This window comes from Bradyrhizobium diversitatis (assembly GCF_016031635.1).
Lineage (GTDB): Bacteria > Pseudomonadota > Alphaproteobacteria > Rhizobiales > Xanthobacteraceae > Bradyrhizobium > Bradyrhizobium diversitatis.
In genome coordinates this window covers 119,193-134,215 of record NZ_JACEGD010000018.1, presented here as the reverse complement: position 1 = coordinate 134,215, position 15,023 = coordinate 119,193, and the positions used below count along the sequence as shown (strand labels likewise).

The 15,023-nt window shown below is 64.6% G+C and carries 16 protein-coding genes; 12 read left to right on the top strand and 4 right to left on the bottom strand.

Annotated features, from left to right (window positions below):
* Positions 1-289, top strand: a 289-nt coding sequence (locus H1B27_RS20900) for a transposase (RefSeq protein ID WP_197967352.1), incomplete at its 5' end; no start/stop codon positions are given.
* A gap of 70 nt (positions 290-359) precedes the next feature.
* Here the strand turns inward: H1B27_RS20900 and H1B27_RS20895 are convergent.
* Positions 360-2,267, bottom strand: coding sequence for an acyl-CoA synthetase (locus H1B27_RS20895; protein ID WP_197967351.1), 1,908 nt, complete (start codon positions 2,265-2,267; stop codon positions 360-362).
* Positions 2,268-2,495: 228 nt separating this feature from the next.
* Between H1B27_RS20895 and H1B27_RS20890 the strand changes: the two genes are divergently transcribed.
* The 9 genes from H1B27_RS20890 (at position 2,496) to H1B27_RS20850 (ending at position 10,103) form a co-directional block, all read left to right on the top strand.
* Positions 2,496-3,578: a SecDF P1 head subdomain-containing protein gene (locus H1B27_RS20890; RefSeq protein ID WP_061883059.1), complete on the top strand. Its 1,083-nt coding sequence runs from the start codon at positions 2,496-2,498 to the stop codon at positions 3,576-3,578.
* A 256-nt stretch (positions 3,579-3,834) separates the two neighbouring features.
* Positions 3,835-4,641 carry a Crp/Fnr family transcriptional regulator gene (locus tag H1B27_RS20885; protein WP_061883060.1) on the top strand — a complete coding sequence of 269 codons (807 nt, stop codon included), beginning with the start codon at positions 3,835-3,837 and terminating at the stop codon, positions 4,639-4,641.
* A 107-nt stretch (positions 4,642-4,748) separates the two neighbouring features.
* Positions 4,749-5,546, top strand: a complete 798-nt coding sequence (murI, locus tag H1B27_RS20880; protein WP_061882945.1) for a glutamate racemase — start codon at positions 4,749-4,751, stop codon at positions 5,544-5,546.
* 61 nt (positions 5,547-5,607) lie between these two features.
* Positions 5,608-6,381 (top strand): HpcH/HpaI aldolase family protein, encoded by a 774-nt coding sequence (locus H1B27_RS20875; protein WP_197967350.1) that lies wholly within the window; start codon positions 5,608-5,610, stop codon positions 6,379-6,381.
* Between the two features lie 317 nt (positions 6,382-6,698).
* On the top strand, positions 6,699-7,466 hold the full coding sequence (locus H1B27_RS20870) for an acyltransferase (RefSeq protein WP_197967349.1): 768 nt from the start codon (positions 6,699-6,701) through the stop codon (positions 7,464-7,466).
* A gap of 297 nt (positions 7,467-7,763) precedes the next feature.
* Positions 7,764-8,381, top strand: coding sequence for a 30S ribosomal protein S4 (gene rpsD, locus H1B27_RS20865; protein ID WP_061882948.1), 618 nt, complete (start codon positions 7,764-7,766; stop codon positions 8,379-8,381).
* 113 nt (positions 8,382-8,494) lie between these two features.
* Complete coding sequence (locus H1B27_RS20860; protein ID WP_197967348.1) at positions 8,495-8,722, top strand: hypothetical protein; 228 nt, start codon at positions 8,495-8,497, stop codon at positions 8,720-8,722.
* Complete coding sequence (locus H1B27_RS20855) at positions 8,701-9,003, top strand: type II toxin-antitoxin system RelE/ParE family toxin (protein WP_197967347.1); 303 nt, start codon at positions 8,701-8,703, stop codon at positions 9,001-9,003. The genes H1B27_RS20860 and H1B27_RS20855 overlap by 22 nt, the downstream gene beginning before the upstream one ends.
* A gap of 32 nt (positions 9,004-9,035) precedes the next feature.
* Positions 9,036-10,103 (top strand): threonine aldolase family protein, encoded by a 1,068-nt coding sequence (locus H1B27_RS20850; protein ID WP_197967359.1) that lies wholly within the window; start codon positions 9,036-9,038, stop codon positions 10,101-10,103.
* Here the strand turns inward: H1B27_RS20850 and H1B27_RS20845 are convergent, their stop codons facing one another.
* The 3 genes from H1B27_RS20845 to grxD all read right to left on the bottom strand — a co-directional run bounded on the left by H1B27_RS20845 (position 10,104) and on the right by grxD (position 12,371).
* Entirely contained in the window at positions 10,104-11,366 is a 1,263-nt protein-coding gene (locus tag H1B27_RS20845; RefSeq protein ID WP_197967346.1) for a serine hydrolase domain-containing protein, read from the bottom strand. It abuts the gene before it with no gap.
* Positions 11,367-11,471: 105 nt separating this feature from the next.
* A complete protein-coding gene (locus H1B27_RS20840) occupies positions 11,472-12,041 on the bottom strand; it encodes an O-acetyl-ADP-ribose deacetylase (protein ID WP_197967345.1) in 570 nt (189 codons plus the stop codon).
* Positions 12,042-12,044: 3 nt separating this feature from the next.
* On the bottom strand, positions 12,045-12,371 hold the full coding sequence (gene grxD / locus H1B27_RS20835; RefSeq protein ID WP_061883061.1) for a Grx4 family monothiol glutaredoxin: 327 nt from the start codon (positions 12,369-12,371) through the stop codon (positions 12,045-12,047).
* Between the two features lie 237 nt (positions 12,372-12,608).
* Between grxD and egtB the strand changes: the two genes are divergently transcribed.
* Together egtB and egtD are read left to right on the top strand one after the other, a co-directional pair.
* Positions 12,609-13,907 carry an ergothioneine biosynthesis protein EgtB gene (egtB, locus tag H1B27_RS20830; protein WP_197967344.1) on the top strand — a complete coding sequence of 433 codons (1,299 nt, stop codon included), beginning with the start codon at positions 12,609-12,611 and terminating at the stop codon, positions 13,905-13,907.
* 135 nt (positions 13,908-14,042) lie between these two features.
* Positions 14,043-15,014: an L-histidine N(alpha)-methyltransferase gene (gene egtD / locus H1B27_RS20825; RefSeq protein ID WP_197967343.1), complete on the top strand. Its 972-nt coding sequence runs from the start codon at positions 14,043-14,045 to the stop codon at positions 15,012-15,014.
* The last annotated feature ends 9 nt before the right edge of the window (positions 15,015-15,023 follow it).

Here is a 15,023-nt window from a genome sequence, read left to right as displayed (position 1 = left end):
CCGCCGAATCTTCATCTCTGGCCAGAAGCGCGGCGTCTTCGGTGTCATCAAGCGCGAGCTGCGCCGCCGTTCCGCCATCGAACCCATCATCGGACACCTGAAGACCGATGGCCACCTCGGCCGCTGCTACCTCAAAGGCCGCGCCGGCGATGCGGCCAACGTCATCCTCTCAGCCGTCGGCCACAACTTCCGCCGCATCCTCGCCTGGATCAGAGAACTCTTGTGCCTGTTCCTGATCCAGCTCTGGCGCACGCGCGCCTGTCCGGCCCCGCTCAATTCGGCTTCTTAACGGACGACCGGCTAGTCTCATGGTCCCGGATATCGCTTCGCTTATCCGGGCTACGACTCAACGCAAGCGTCTACACCTGCACCACCTCGTGGCGCATCACGAACGGTGCAAGCAGCGCATGCACTTCGCTCGCAACTACCTCGCGCTGATCCTCCGGCAATCCCGTCAGCGTCACGGTCGCGATCGAGCCATGGCTGCCATGGGCGCCGACCTTCACCTTGCAATCGATGCCGCGCTCGACCAGCGGCGTCAGCACCTTGGTGAACACGCGCTGCGCCGCGTCCCAGCGCAGCTGCGGCTTGAACACTTTTCCAACACCGGTCACCGGCATCGGATCGATCGGAATGACCTGGACCGGGACGGCGGCGCGCTCCGGCGTACGCTCGCGCACCCACGCTTCCAGCTCGCCCGGCTCGACCTTTGCGCCGGGCTTCAGCTGCACATAGCCCACCGGCAGCTCGCCGGCATAGGCATCGGGCTGGCCAACCACCGCGGCGAAGCCGACCGCGGGGTGACCGAACATGATCTCCTCGATCGGTGCCGGATCGATGTTGTGGCCACCGCGGATCACGAGGTCCTTGGCGCGGCCGGTGATCCAGAGATAGCCGTCGGCATCGAGCCGGCCGAGATCGCCGGAGTTGACCCAGACCTCGTCGACGAAGGCGCCCCCGTTGTGCTCGTCGTTGAGATAGCCGCCGAACACGCCTGGCCCGGCCATGATGACGACCCCGATCTCGTCGGTCGCGCAGTCGCGGATCAGGCGTCCCTCGGCATCGAGCTGCACGATGCGCACCCGCGCATAGGGCATGGGAAGGCCGACCGAGCCGAGCCGGATCGGCCGGCCGGGATAGGCGAGCGTATGCACGCTCGAGGTCTCGGTCATGCCGTAGACCTCGACCACCGGTAGCTTCAGTTTCTCCTGAATCGCCGAGCCGACCGCGACCGGAATCGCCGAGCCGCCACCCGCCGCATATTTCAGGCTCGAGATATCCGCATTGCCCGGCGGCACCGCGAGCGTGGCGGCAAGCACCGTCGGCACGCTCGACAGCGCTTCGGGCTTGAACCGCTCGGCGAGCTGCCAGATGTTCTTCACCGCATTCGGGTTGCGCCAGCCGCTCGGCGACAGTACGACCAGCGAGCCGCCGCTCGACAGCGTCGTCAGCACCTGTGTCAGCGATCCACCGACGTGAAACAGCGGCATGCCAAACAGCAGATTGGCGCCGGGCTTGCCCTTCAACAGCAGATTGAGCGCCCAGGCCTGATAGACTTGGTTGGCATGCGTGTGCCGCACCAGCTTTGGCGTGCCGGTGGTGCCGCCGGTATGGAAATAAGCAGCGATGTCGCTGCCCAGAATCTGGCGTCCGCCGACGAGCCGGTCCGCCGGGTGCTGCTTGATCAGGTCGCTGAAGGCGAAGATGCCCTTGGCCGGATCGCCGCCGCCGAACACCTGCACGATGGCCTTTAGATTCTTGAGCTGCGGGCGGATCTGCTCGACCTTCTGCCAGATGTCGGTACCCGGCATCGGTCCGAGCGCCACCAGGATCTTGGTGTTCGCGGCCTCCAGGATCTCGGCGATCTGGTGTGGCTCGAGCAGCGGGTTGACGGGATTGGCGATGCCGGCGGCCTCCGCGCCGAACAGCGTGACGAAGGCATCGGGCACCAGCGGCAGCATGAAGCTGATGACGTCGCCCTTCTCGGCGCCAAGCGCGTGAAACATGTTGGCGGCCTGCGTGACGCGCGCGATGAAGTCGCGATAGGTGACGACCAGCGGCGTGTCGGCGGGATCGGCGTTTTGCAGGAACTGGATCGCCGCCCCGTCGGGATTGCGCGCCGCACCTAGCCTGATGGCGTCATAGGTGCTCTCGGCCGCGACGCGGTCTGCGTAAGGGACCTGCTCGAACGCCCGGACCTCCTCGTCCGTCAACAGATCCGGATAGTCGTTGCCGATCAACCGATCGAGCGCGTGGATACCCGCCATGAAATTCCGTCCTCCCTCAGATGCATGTCCCCGCCCCCGTATCTTCTGACATCTTGGTTCGGCGAGGCTCCGGCCGATGGCCGGCCGAGCGCGGACAGAATGATGGATGATTGAGCGTTCGTCCATTGCCTACCGGCCGTGGCGCTTGAACCTCTGCAGCTGATGCGGTGACCAAGAACTGGCACTGAATTCGCTCGCCAGCGTCCTGCCGCAAGACTTGAGGTGATCATGACGATGCCCCTGCGGAATCGCATCACGCAGCTGATCGCCGCGTTCGCGACGGTATTCGCGATCGCTCTGCCCTCTGCCACTCTCGGCGCGGACACCCAGTTCGACAAGATGCGGGCCAAAATCGCAGCCTTCGTCGCCGACAAGATGGAGAAGCTGGGCGGGTCCCGCATCGTCTACAAGGTAGACACTGACGGCTTGCAGGCGGCGGCCGTCACGGATCTGCGCGACGATGTCTACAAGACCCTGCGCGAGGGACGGATCGCTTTCTCCGGCCTTGCGATCCGCGACGGCGGCGTCGACGTGAAGATCGCGGACGCGAAGGGCCGCGAACAGCTCACGCGCAAACTCGCATCGGCGGCCGAGGGACTGCCGGCGCATGCGCTCACCGTGACTGATGGCGGAGACGGTCTGATCAGGCTTGCACCGACCGATGCCGCATCCGCCGAGCGGCTGCGCGACCTCGTCGAAGATTCCATCGCCATGATCGAGCAGCGCCTCAAGGACGCCGGCGTCAAGCTTGCCAGCGTTCAAGTCGATGGGACGGACCGCATCCGCATCATCCTGCCCGGCGTGATGGAGCCCGAGCATGTCACCACGATCTTCGCCAGGAAGGTCAAGGTCGGATTTCGCCTGATCGATCTCTCGATGTCCGCGGAGCAGGCGCAATCAGGCGCGCCTCCGGCAGGCGCGGAAGTGCTGCTCGGCTTCAAGGACAGGCTTCCTTATCTCGTCGCCAGGGACAGCGCGCTCGAGGGCGACGACATCAGCTATGCCGGCCCGGGATTTACGAGCGACACGAAGGAACCGATCGCCTCGTTCCGCTTCAACGGCCGCGGCACGCGGCGCTTCGCCCACATCACCGCAGAGAACGTCGGGAAGCCCTTTGCAATCGTGCTCGACGACAAGGTGATCTCCGCTCCCGTGATCCGTGAGCCCATCACCGGCGGCTCGGGCCAGATCGCCGGCAACTTCACCCTGGAAGAGGCCAACAGCGTCGCGATGCTGCTGCGCGCCGGCTCGCTGCCAGGCCGCCTCGGCCTCGTCGAGCAGCAGGTCGTGCAGCCCGCCACCAAGCCTTAAGCGACAGGTCGCGCCACGCCCTGGCCGCACCGGCATCCTGGCCGGTCCGCGACGCCGCAGCCCGCACCGGCTGCCCCGAATCACGCCCCGCGCCGTGGCCAGCCGGGCAACCAAGGGGCAATTGCCGAAACGCCCGATCAGGCTAAAATTTGCCTCTTGCAGCATGACGGCCGGAAGCGTCATTCAAGCGGTCGTCATTCGATTTCGGCTATACGGGTGCCGACCAGGATTGAAGGCCTTACGCGAGGACCAGATCATGCCGTCCGGCAGCGCAGACATTTCGTCGATCCTCGACCGCATTCTCGATGCGGCAACCGACAACCTCAGGATCGCCAAGATCCTGATCCAGATGGGCCTCGACCCGAACAACGTCACTTACGATGCGATCTTCAACCGGCTGCTGGAGATCTTCGTCAGCAATATCACGCTGGCCAATCTGTTCGCCGCGGTTGGCGCCGGCTTCTTCGTCGCCACCCTCCTGATGCGGACGATGGTGCCGCTGCGCGTCGCCAATATGATCGGCTGCGCGTTGTTCACCGTTTTCGGCGCGCTCTCCGCCAATGTCGCGACGTTCCTGCTGTATCTCCTGCTGCTTCCGATCAACGCCCTGCGCCTGCGGCAAATGCTCAAGCTGGTCAAGAAGGCGCGCCATGCGGCCGAAGGCGACATGTCGATCGAATGGCTCAAGCCGTTCATGACCGAGCGCAAATACCGCCGTGGCGACACTCTGTTCAAGCTGGGCGATCCCGCAAAGGAAATGCTCCTCACGGTCACCGGCAAGTTCCTGGTCAAGGAGATCAACGTCGAGATTGGGCCCGGGGCGCTGATGGGCGAGCTCGGCTTCCTCACACCTGACAACCGGCGCACCGGAACGATTCAATGCATCGAAGACGGCCAGGTGCTGACGATCACCTATGACCGGCTGCTCGAGATCTACTTCCAGGACCCGCAGTTCGGCTATTATTTCCTGGTGCTGACCAGCCAGCGCCTCCTGCAAAACATCGATCGCCTGCAGAAGCAGCTGGCGGCGGAGCGCGCGGCGACGACGAACAGGATCGCGTGACCGCCGCGCGGGCCACGTGACGTCGGCCTCCCGCCGGGACTTTGCGGGGCCCGCCGCAAAATCGCCCTAAAAACCGAATGGTAACCATGACGGGCTAGGGTATCGGCGTGACCAATTCTGAGACCATCCTGGTGTTCGATTCCGGCCTTGGCGGGCTCACGGTGCTCCGTGAGGTCGTGGCCGCGCGTCCGGGTGCGCATTACGTCTATGTCGCCGACGACGCCTTCTTCCCCTATGGGCACCATGACGAGGCTGAGATCATCGCCCGCGTGGTGCCGCTGATGGGCGAGTTGATCGGCACGCATGATCCCGACCTCGTCGTCATCGCCTGCAACACGGCGTCCACCCTGGTCTTGTCTCACTTGCGCGCAGCGTATTCCGTGCCCTTCGTCGGCACGGTGCCGGCGATCAAGCCGGCCTGCGCGCAGTCGAGGACCCGCCGCGTCTCCGTGCTCGGCACCAAGGGAACGGTGAAGCGGGAATACACGAAGGCGCTGATCCGCGATTTCGCGCAAGGCTGCGAGGTGACGCTGGTCGGCTCGCCCGAGCTTGCGTCGCTGGCCGAAGCCGAGCTCCGCGGCGCGCCGGTCAGCGACGAGGCCCTCGCCGCCGAACTTGCGCCGTGCTTCGTCGGCGATCCCGCCGACGCGACATCGCGCACCGACACGGTGGTGCTCGCCTGCACGCATTATCCGCTGCTGCTCGACCGGCTGAGGCGGCTCGCGCCCTGGCCGGTCGACTGGATCGATCCGGCCCCGGCGATCGCCCGCCGCGTCTCCGATCTGCTTGGCCCGCGGATCGGCGCACTCGCGCAGTCGGGCGCTGAGATGATCTTCACCTCGAACCGCGCGCACGGCCTGTCGGCCACGCTGACGCCGTTCTTCGGCGGGCGCGCGCTGGCCTGACTTTGCGCGGCAACGAGCCGCTGCTAGGCTTCGACGTCGTCACCTGCCCGCAGGCCTCTCCATGTCGATCCCGACCACGCCGCTCAACCGCCTCCGCCAAGTGTGGCGCGAGGGCCACCCCACCTTCGGTGCCATTGCGACGATTCCGAGCGTGCAGACCGTGCAGATCATGGCGCGCTCGCTCGACTGGATCATCGTCGATCTCGAGCACGGTCCAATCGGATTGACCGAAGCGCATGCGATGATCGCCGCCACGACCGGCACGCCCTGCACCCCCTTGGTGCGGATCGCGGCGAACGAGCCATGGCTTGCCAAGGCACCGATGGACATCGGCGCCTTCGGCATCAACTTCCCCATGATCACCAATCGTGCGGAGGCTGAGAAAGCGGTCCGTAGCGTGCGCTACCCGCCGCGCGGGGACCGGCTCTGGGGTCCGTTCCACGCCCCGTTCCGCTGGGGCCAGTCGATGCCGGACTACATGGCGAGCGCCGATGACGAGATGATCTGCATGATCACCATCGAGCACGTCGACGCGGTCAACCGCATCGACGAGATCATGGCGACGCCGGGCATCGACGTCGCCGTGATCGGCCCCGGCGATCTCGCCACCTCCATCAACAAGCGCGGCCAGATGGACGATCCGGAGTTGCTCGAGCTGATCGCGCGCGCCGAGGCCGGCATCCTCAAAAGCGGCGTGCCGATCGGGGGCGTGGCGCGCACCGCCGATCAGGCCAACGCCCTGATCGACCGCGGCTACCGCGCGATCGCGCTCGGCTTCGACTGGTCGCTGTTCCAGCGCGGCATCATGGCGGCCTTCGAGGGCATCAAGCGCTGAATCGCCGCAGCGAGCGGGTCGGCCTTGCCGCAAACCGTGGCGCTGTCAGGGTCCGCGGTTCAGGGCGAAACATGCTCAAGGAGACTTTGCTCGCGCTGTTTTGTCTGCCTCGCCTCAACAGGTCTTGCCTCTAGCGACAAATAATTGAAGTTATTAAGGTATTTGAGCCGCCAACAAGACCAAGCCACTTGGCTTCGCCGGCGCGCTGAAAGCGACGAACCCAGGGCCCCAAGCCGGTTGGTTCATGCTAAGCACGCGGCGAGCGGTCGACGCGCTCGTTGCACATATTTTAGTCTTATCCCAGGAACCGGAGACCAATGCGGGGGACGTCCAAGACCATTTCGCTGCGGCGCCGCCTGATTTGCGACCTCATGCACGCCTCGATGGGCGTGCCGTTCGTTTCGCTCTCCCGTTCGCTCAATATCCGCCCCCTGCTGGACGCCCGCGCAGCTGCAACGGCGCCCGCCGGCTGGGCCGCGATGTTCGTCAAGGCTTTCGCCCTGGTTGCCCGAGACGAGCCGATCCTGCGCACCGTCTACGTCAAATGGCCGTGGCCGGCCTTTTATGAGCTGCCGAAGAGCGTGGCGCTGGTGGCGATCGCCCGGGTCGAGGCCGGCGAGGAATGCATGATGCCGCAGCGAATCGCGGCCCCGGAAGCCCTGTCGCTGGCGGCGATCGATGCCGAGATCCGACGCGGCCAGACGGCACCGATCGCTGACGTCCCCATGTTCCGCAAGATCATGCGGGCGACCCGCCTGCCGTTGCCGCTCCGGCGGCTGTCGTGGGCCATCGGTCTGAATTTCGGCCGCCAGCGCGGCAATTGGTTCGGCAGCTTCGGGGTGAGTTCGGTGGCCGCCTATGGCGGCGGCGAGCTCCACCCCATCACGCCGGGCCCCTATATCGTCAGTTATGGGCGCGTCGAGCCCGACCAGACCATCCATGTCGTGATCCGCTGGGACCACCGGGTCACCGACGCCGCCCCGATTGCCCGGGTCCTGACCCGGCTGGAGCAGGTCCTGAACACTGAAATCGCTGCGGAATTGCGGGCGGCGGGGTCGAAGCCGATTCGGGCGGTCGGGACGTAGAAGATATCGTCGTTCCGGGGCGGCGGCTCGAAGAGCCGAACCCGGAACCTTGAGATTCCGGGTTCGATGCTGCGCATCGCCCCGGAATGACGGGCTAGAGAGACAGGCTAATGAATTGACAGCCGGCCCCAAACTCCCCTAAAAGCCGCCTGCTCGCGGGCCGATTTCGGCCCGCGAAGCGTTTCGCGACCCGTGGTCAAATCCCTTAAGCTTTGGGGATCGGACCTGTCGGTGCCGGGATCATCCCGTCACACAGGAGGGCGCGTTTCCTCAAACCATGCAACCGAAGAGGACGCGATGACTAAGCGCAGTGAGGCGAAGTACAAGATCGATCGCCGTATGGGCCAGAACATCTGGGGCCGCCCGAAGAGCCCCGTGAACCGCCGCGAATATGGCCCCGGCCAGCACGGCCAGCGCCGCAAGGGCAAGCTCTCCGACTTCGGCGTGCAGCTCCGCGCCAAGCAGAAGCTGAAGGGCTATTACGCCAACATCTCCGAGCGCCAGTTCCACGGCATCTATGTCGAGGCGAGCCGCCTCAAGGGCGACACCGGCGAGAACCTGATCGGCCTCCTGGAGCGCCGTCTCGACGCGGTCGTGTATCGCGCCAAGTTCGTCTCCACCATCTTCGCCGCCCGCCAGTTCATCAACCACGGCCACGTCAAGGTGAACGGCCGCAAGGTCAACATCTCGAGCTACCAGCTCAAGGTCGGCGACGTGATCGAGGTCAAGGAAGCCTCCAAGCAGCTCGCCCACGTGCTCGAAGCCAGCCAGCTGCCCGAGCGCGAGGTCCCCGACTATCTCGAAGTCGACCACGGCAAGATGACCGCGAAGTACACCCGCATTCCCGGCCTCTCCGACGTGCCGTTCCCGGTGCAGATGGAGCCGCATCTGGTCGTCGAATTTTATTCGCGCTGATATCTCCGCGATCCATTGCTCAAAGGCCCCGGTTTCCGGGGCCTTTTTGTTTGAGCCGGCCATTCCCAAGTCTCAGGCCATCTGTGCTATGATCCCTCATCGCGGAGTTGAGCATGACTCGTCTTCTGGAAGAGGCCTTCAGCAAGGTTTCCGGCCTGCCCGATTCGCAGCAGGATGAGTTGGCGCGAGCCCTGCTTGAACTTGCGGGCGTCGAGCAGCCTCCGATCCAGCTGACGGCGGCGGAAGATGCCGATCTCGCGGAGGCCGAAGCTGAAATCACTCGCGGCGAGCTGGCTAGCCCCGACGAGGTCCGCGCGATGTGGGCCAAGCACGGGCTGTGAAGGTCCGTTATACGACGCGGGCTCTCGCCCAGATCGACCAAGTCCTGACTTACATCGAGACGCGCTCGCCCCAGGGAGCGGGCCACGTACGCGACCGCATTGTCGCGCTCATCGCTCTGCTTCAGGATCATCCTTATGCAGGGCGGCAGACCACTCGAGCATACGTCCGTCGCTTGCCAGTCAACCCTTATCCTTATCTGATCGATTATCGTGTGACCGAGACGGAAATCGTTATTATGCGGTTTCGCCACGCCGCCCGGCGTCCATCCAGAACTCGCTGATCGCGAGTGAGTGCCATGCGAGGAGCAAGTTGATTCTCTACACCCCTCCCCCGATCGATCCCAAGGCGCCACCTGTCCGAATCAACCTGCTCTCGGACACGCAGACCAGGCCGACGGCCGGGATGCGCGAGGCGATGGCGCGGGCTGAGGTCGGCGACGAGCAGGTCGGCGACGATCCGACCGTCAATGCGCTGTGCGAGCGCGTCGCGGATCTGCTGGGCAAGGAAGCGGCGGTCTACATGCCCTCCGGCACGATGTGCAACGTCACCGCGACGCTGGTTCATTGCCGTCCCGGCGACGAGATCCTCGCGCATGAGACCGCGCACATCATCGCGCGCGAGGGCGGCGCGCATGCGGCGATCGGCGGCTTCCAGGTCACGCAGCTCAAGGGCCCCGATGGCCAGTTCACACCCGAGACTCTTCGCAAGGCGCTGCATCCTCGCACGCGCTACCAGCCGCCGCAGACCGTCGTCAGCGTCGAGCAGACCGCCAATATCGGCGGCGGCACGATCTGGAAGAAGACCGCGCTCGACGAAATCGTCGCGATTGCCAGGCAACACGGGCTCGTCACCCACATGGACGGCGCACGCCTGCTCAACGCCACCGTGGCAAGCGGCATCTCTCCGCGCGACATGACCGCTGGCTGGGATTCAGCCTGGATCGACTTCTCCAAGGGCCTCGGTGCGCCGATCGGCGGCGTGCTCGCGGGCTCACGCGCCTTCATCGACGCGGTGTGGCAGTGGAAGCAGCGCCTCGGCGGCTCGATGCGGCAGGCTGGAATCTGCGCGGCGGCCTGCATCTACGCGCTCGACCATCACGTCGAGCGCCTGGCCGACGACCACGCCAATGCGCGGGCGCTCGCCCGCGGACTGTCGCAGATCTCAGGCATCGAGGTGCAGGAGCCCGAGACCAATCTCGTGTTCTTCAGGCCCGATGGCGCCGGCATTCCCGGCGACAAGATGGTCTCAGCCCTCCGTCAGCGCGGCGTGACGCTCGCGATGATGGACGGCCGCATCCGCGCCTGCACCCATCTCGACGTCAATGCGAGCCAGATCGAGGAGACGATCGGATACGTGCGCGAGTTCGTGCGCGGCGCCTGATCACCTCCCCATCGCCTGATAGATCAGCGTCTTCAGCTCGCGTTGAATCCGGCCGCGCTGCGACGGCGTCTGCGCCATGAAGATCCCGAACAGATCGTCTTCGGGATCGATGAAGAAGAACGTGCCGGCAACACCGTCCCAGCGATATTCACCGAGCGGCCAAGAGGTGCCCGGCGGCGCCGAGGTGCGCACCGCGAAGCCGAGGCCGAAGCCTGATCCTCCACCCGGATAGTACATCTGGTCGCGGGCGATCTTCGTCTCGGGTCCGATGTGGTCCGAGACCATCAGCGCAATGGTCTCGGGCTTCAGATAGCGACGGCCCTCATAAGTGCCGCCATTCAGCAGCATCTGCGCGAAACGGGCGTAGTCGCCGATCGTGCCGACCATGCCGGCGCCGCCCGATTCCCATCTCACGGGCCGCCTGATGTCGCGGACTGCAGTCGTCGGGCTGATGCTGCGGTCCTCCGGCATCGGCTCGGCGATACGTGCAAACCTGGCGGGATCGGCAACGTAGAACGCAGTCTCGGTCATGCCGAGCGGGTCGAGTAGCCGCTCCTTCTCGAACTGGAGCAGCGTCTTGCCCGAGACCACCTCAACGACGCGGCCGAGCACATCGGTGGCAAAACCGTAGGTCCACACCGTGCCGGGCTGCTCGGCGAGCGGCAGCGTGGCGAGCTTCGCGACGAACTCGGCATTGGAAAGATCGCTGTTGAAGAGGTCCGCCGCGGCATGGACCCCGCGCACCAGTCCACCGCCACGAAAGCCGTAAGGCAGCCCCGCGGTGTGGCGCAGGAGGTCCTTGATCGTGATCGGACGCTGCTGCGGCTCCAGCATCAGCGAAACCTTGCCGTCCGCTGCTTGCCTTTCGATGCCCACCTTCATGCCGGCAAAGGCCGGAATGTATTTGGACACGGGATCGTCGAGCGAAAGCCTGCCTTCCTCGACCAGCATCATCGCCACGACGGATGTGATCGGCTTCGACATCGAATAGAGGCGGAAGATCGTATCCGCGCTCATCGATATCTGGGTGCCGGCGTCGCGAACGCCGAAATTCGCGTAGTAGACCGGCTTGCCGTGTTGCTGGAGCAGCAGGATGGCGCCGGGGATCTTGCCTGTGGCAACCTCGTTCCGGATGTAGTCGGAAACCTTCGCCAGCCCTTCCGTAGAGAGCGTGCGGGCAGCGCGTCCCTCGGCGCCGGCCTTCGCACCGACGACGGCAACGAGAAGAACGAGCCCCGCGATGAACGCGCTGCGCCCACGCATGTCATTTCTCCATGGCTTCATGAACCGACTGCTTCAATGTTTGCTGCACGCGCTCGGTCGGGATCTGCTTCAGGAGGACGAGGAACTTGTCCTGCCTCGGATCGATCACGAAACAGCACCGGCGATCTTGCCGGGGCCACCGTGTCGCGCAAGCGCCTCGGCATGGAGTTCGGCGCCAGGCTCGGCGAAGCAGCAGAACACCACGTGAGCAACGGATGGCGCAGCAGCGAGCGCTTCGATCGTCGTGCGCACGGCGATATCGGCCGCCCGGTCGGCAGGGAAGCGAAAAATTCCGGTCGAAATCGCGGGGAATGCCACCGAGGTCAGCTCGTGCCGACCGCACAGCTCCATCGATCGGCGATAACAGGAGGCGAGCAGATCGTCCTCGCCGAGCGTGCCGCCATTCCACACCGGCCCGACGGTGTGGATCACATGTGCGGCCTTGAGCCGATAGCCCCTGGTGATCTTCGCATCACCCGTCTTGCAGCCGTGGAGCATGCGGCATTCAGCGACGAGCTCGGGCCCGGCCGCCCGATGGATCGCACCGTCCACGCCGCCCCCGCCAAGGAGCGACGTGTTGGCGGCGTTGACGATGGCGTCGACGCCGAGTGTCGTGATGTCGGCAACGATGACCTCAAGCCTGACGCCGCCGATCCGGCGCGTCAGCACGGTCACGTATCAGGCCGCGACGACGACGCCCTTTTCGGAGAAGAGCTGCTGCAATTCGCCGGCCTGGAACATCTCGCGGACGATGTCGCAGCCGCCGACGAACTCGCCCTTCACGTAGAGCTGCGGGATGGTCGGCCAGTTCGAGTATTCCTTGATGCCATTGCGCAGCTCGGCGGATTCGAGGACATTGAGGCCCTTATAGCCGACACCGATATGGTCGAGGATCTGGACGACCTGGCCGGAGAATCCGCACTGCGGAAATTGCGGCGTGCCCTTCATGAACAGGACCACGTCGTTCGACTTCACTTCGTTGGCGATGAATTCCTCGATGCTCATATCCATGTCCTTCTGGGCCGAGCCCCCACCAATCATTTCGGGCCGGCTCGACCGATTTAACCCGATACCTACCCATATATGTAGCCCAAACCGTTGTGCATCCAAAGTAAAATGGCGGCGACGGGCCCCTGGCGAACGTGCAGAGCCCAACAGGTCCATAGGCTGATGACATCAATATCATCGCCGGAGAGGACTTTCATACCGTAACGGAGCCCCTATCTAGGACGAACCCTCGTTATGGAACCGGGTCGCGCAAACAACGTTCTCTTGTCCTGTCTGGAGAAAAACGTGACGAAACAAGCCTCAGCTACGGCCGCCCCCCAGCTTTCGTCACCGTCCTCCCTTCCGGACGACCTCGCCCAGCGGCTGGAATCGGCGTTTCTCACCGTCCGCAATGAGACCGAACGGCGGGCAGCGCCGCTGTCACCAGAGGACCAGCAGATCCAGTCCATGCCCGATGCCAGCCCGACCAAATGGCACCGGGCCCATACCACATGGTTCTGGGAGCAATTCCTGCTCGGCGAGCACGCTGCGGGCTACCGGCCCTTCCACCCCGATTTCGCGTTCCTGTTCAATTCCTATTACGTCAGCGCCGGCCCGCGACATGCCCGCAATCATCGCGGCGACATCACCCGGCCGAGCGCCGACCAGGTCGGCGCCTATCGCAATTACGTCGATGCCGCAGTCGTCAAATTCTTCCGCGACGCTGGCGAGGACAAGCTCCGCGCAATCGCGCCGCTGGTCGAGGTGGGACTCAATCATGAGCAGCAGCATCAGGAGCTGATGTTCACCGACATCCTGCATGCCTTTGCGCAGAACCCGATCTATCCGGCCTACGATCCGGACTGGCGCTTCCCGGCCGCAACGCGCAACGGCGAGGATTGGCCGGCGCTCAACGAAGGCATCCACACCGTCGGCCATGTCGACGACAGCTTCCATTTCGACAACGAGAAGCCCGCCCATCGCGCCCTCGTCGGTCCGGTCAAGATCGCCCGCAATCTGGTCACCAATGCCGAGTGGCTCGCCTTCATGCAGGCTGGCGGCTATCGGACGGCAACGCTCTGGCTGATGGACGGCTTTGCTGCGGCCAGCAAGGAAGACTGGCAGGCCCCGGGCTACTGGCGCGAGATCGACGGTCAATGGCACGTGATGACGCTGGCCGGCCTCAAGCCGGTCGATCCGGACGCGCCCGTCTGCCACATCAGCTACTATGAGGCTGACGCCTTCGCGCGCTGGTCCGGAAAACACCTGCCGACCGAGATGGAATGGGAGGTCGCGGCCCGCGCCGGCCAGCTCAACGACGCCTTCGGCATCGTCTGGCAATGGACCCGCAGCTCCTATTCACCCTATCCCGGTTACCGTGCCGTCGAAGGCGCGCTCGGCGAGTACAACGGCAAGTTCATGGTCAACCAGCTGGTGCTGCGCGGCTCCTCGCTCGCAACTCCGCAAGGCCACAGCCGTATCACCTATCGCAACTTCTTCTATCCGCACCATCGCTGGCAGTTCACCGGACTGCGGCTCGCCGATTACGACTAGAGCATGATCCGGAGAGGTGTGCAGCGGTTTCCCAAAATAGATCATGCTCAAACGACAGCCTGAAGCGCGGTCTCATCGCGTTTCAGGTTCATCCGACGATCAATGCGCGCCGGACAGCGCGTTCAGGAGAGTATCATGAATGTGCACGCCAGCGCTTTGGCCGAAGCCCATCTTCCCGACGAGCAGACCACCGCCTTTGCCCGCGAGGCCATCGAGGACCTCTCGCAGCAGCCGAAAAAGCTGTCGCCGAAATACTTCTATGACGCAACGGGATCGGAACTGTTCGAGGCGATCACACGCCTGCCGGAATATTATCCGACGCGCACAGAGCTTGCGATCCTGAGAGAGCGCGGCGGCGAGATCGCAAACATCATTCCGGAGCACGCGGCGCTCGTCGAGTTCGGCGCCGGCGCGACCACGAAGGTCCGCCTGCTGCTCAATCATTGCAGGTTCGCGGCCTACGTCCCCGTCGATATCTCCGGCGACTTCCTGAAGGCGCAGGCGAACGGGCTGAAGCGGGACTTCCCGACGCTCGGCATCTATCCGGTCGCCGCCGACTTCACCACGCCGTTCGAGCTGCCCAAGCAGGTCGCGTCCATGCCGAAGGTCGGCTTCTTCCCCGGTTCGACCATCGGCAATTTCGAGCCGCAAGAGGCCCAGGCCTTCCTGAGGAGCGCCCGCAAGATTCTCGGCAAGGGCGCGCAGATGATCATCGGCGCCGATCTCGAGAAGGACGAGCGGATCCTCTTTGACGCCTACAACGATGCCGCCGGCGTCACCGCGCGCTTCAACCTGAATGTGCTGGTGCGCATCAACCGCGAGCTCGGCGGCAATTTCGATCTCTCCGCCTTCACCCATCGCGCGATCTACAATCGCGAGCGGCACCGCATCGAGATGCACCTGATCAGCAAGAGGAGCCAGACCGTGCGCCTGCTCGGCACCAGCTTCTCGTTCCGTCCGGGCGAGAGCATCCACACCGAGAACAGCTACAAATACAGCATCGAGCGTTTCGCCACGCTGGCGCAGGGCGCGGGCTGGCGCGTCCGCGAGAGCTGGACGGACGCGGCGAACATGTTCTCGGTACATGCGCTGGAGGTCGCGGAGTAGCGCCGGGGC

Coding starts and splice junctions, on each gene's coding strand:
- H1B27_RS20895 (WP_197967351.1), bottom strand. CDS start 2,267: ATGGCGGGTATCCACGCGCTCGATCGGTTGATCGGCAACGACTATCCG.
- H1B27_RS20890 (WP_061883059.1), top strand. CDS start 2,496: ATGACGATGCCCCTGCGGAATCGCATCACGCAGCTGATCGCCGCGTTC.
- H1B27_RS20885 (WP_061883060.1), top strand. CDS start 3,835: ATGCCGTCCGGCAGCGCAGACATTTCGTCGATCCTCGACCGCATTCTC.
- H1B27_RS20875 (WP_197967350.1), top strand. CDS start 5,608: ATGTCGATCCCGACCACGCCGCTCAACCGCCTCCGCCAAGTGTGGCGC.
- H1B27_RS20870 (WP_197967349.1), top strand. CDS start 6,699: ATGCGGGGGACGTCCAAGACCATTTCGCTGCGGCGCCGCCTGATTTGC.
- rpsD (WP_061882948.1), top strand. CDS start 7,764: ATGACTAAGCGCAGTGAGGCGAAGTACAAGATCGATCGCCGTATGGGC.
- H1B27_RS20860 (WP_197967348.1), top strand. CDS start 8,495: ATGACTCGTCTTCTGGAAGAGGCCTTCAGCAAGGTTTCCGGCCTGCCC.
- H1B27_RS20845 (WP_197967346.1), bottom strand. CDS start 11,366: ATGCGTGGGCGCAGCGCGTTCATCGCGGGGCTCGTTCTTCTCGTTGCC.
- grxD (WP_061883061.1), bottom strand. CDS start 12,371: ATGAGCATCGAGGAATTCATCGCCAACGAAGTGAAGTCGAACGACGTG.
- egtB (WP_197967344.1), top strand. CDS start 12,609: ATGGAACCGGGTCGCGCAAACAACGTTCTCTTGTCCTGTCTGGAGAAA.
- egtD (WP_197967343.1), top strand. CDS start 14,043: ATGAATGTGCACGCCAGCGCTTTGGCCGAAGCCCATCTTCCCGACGAG.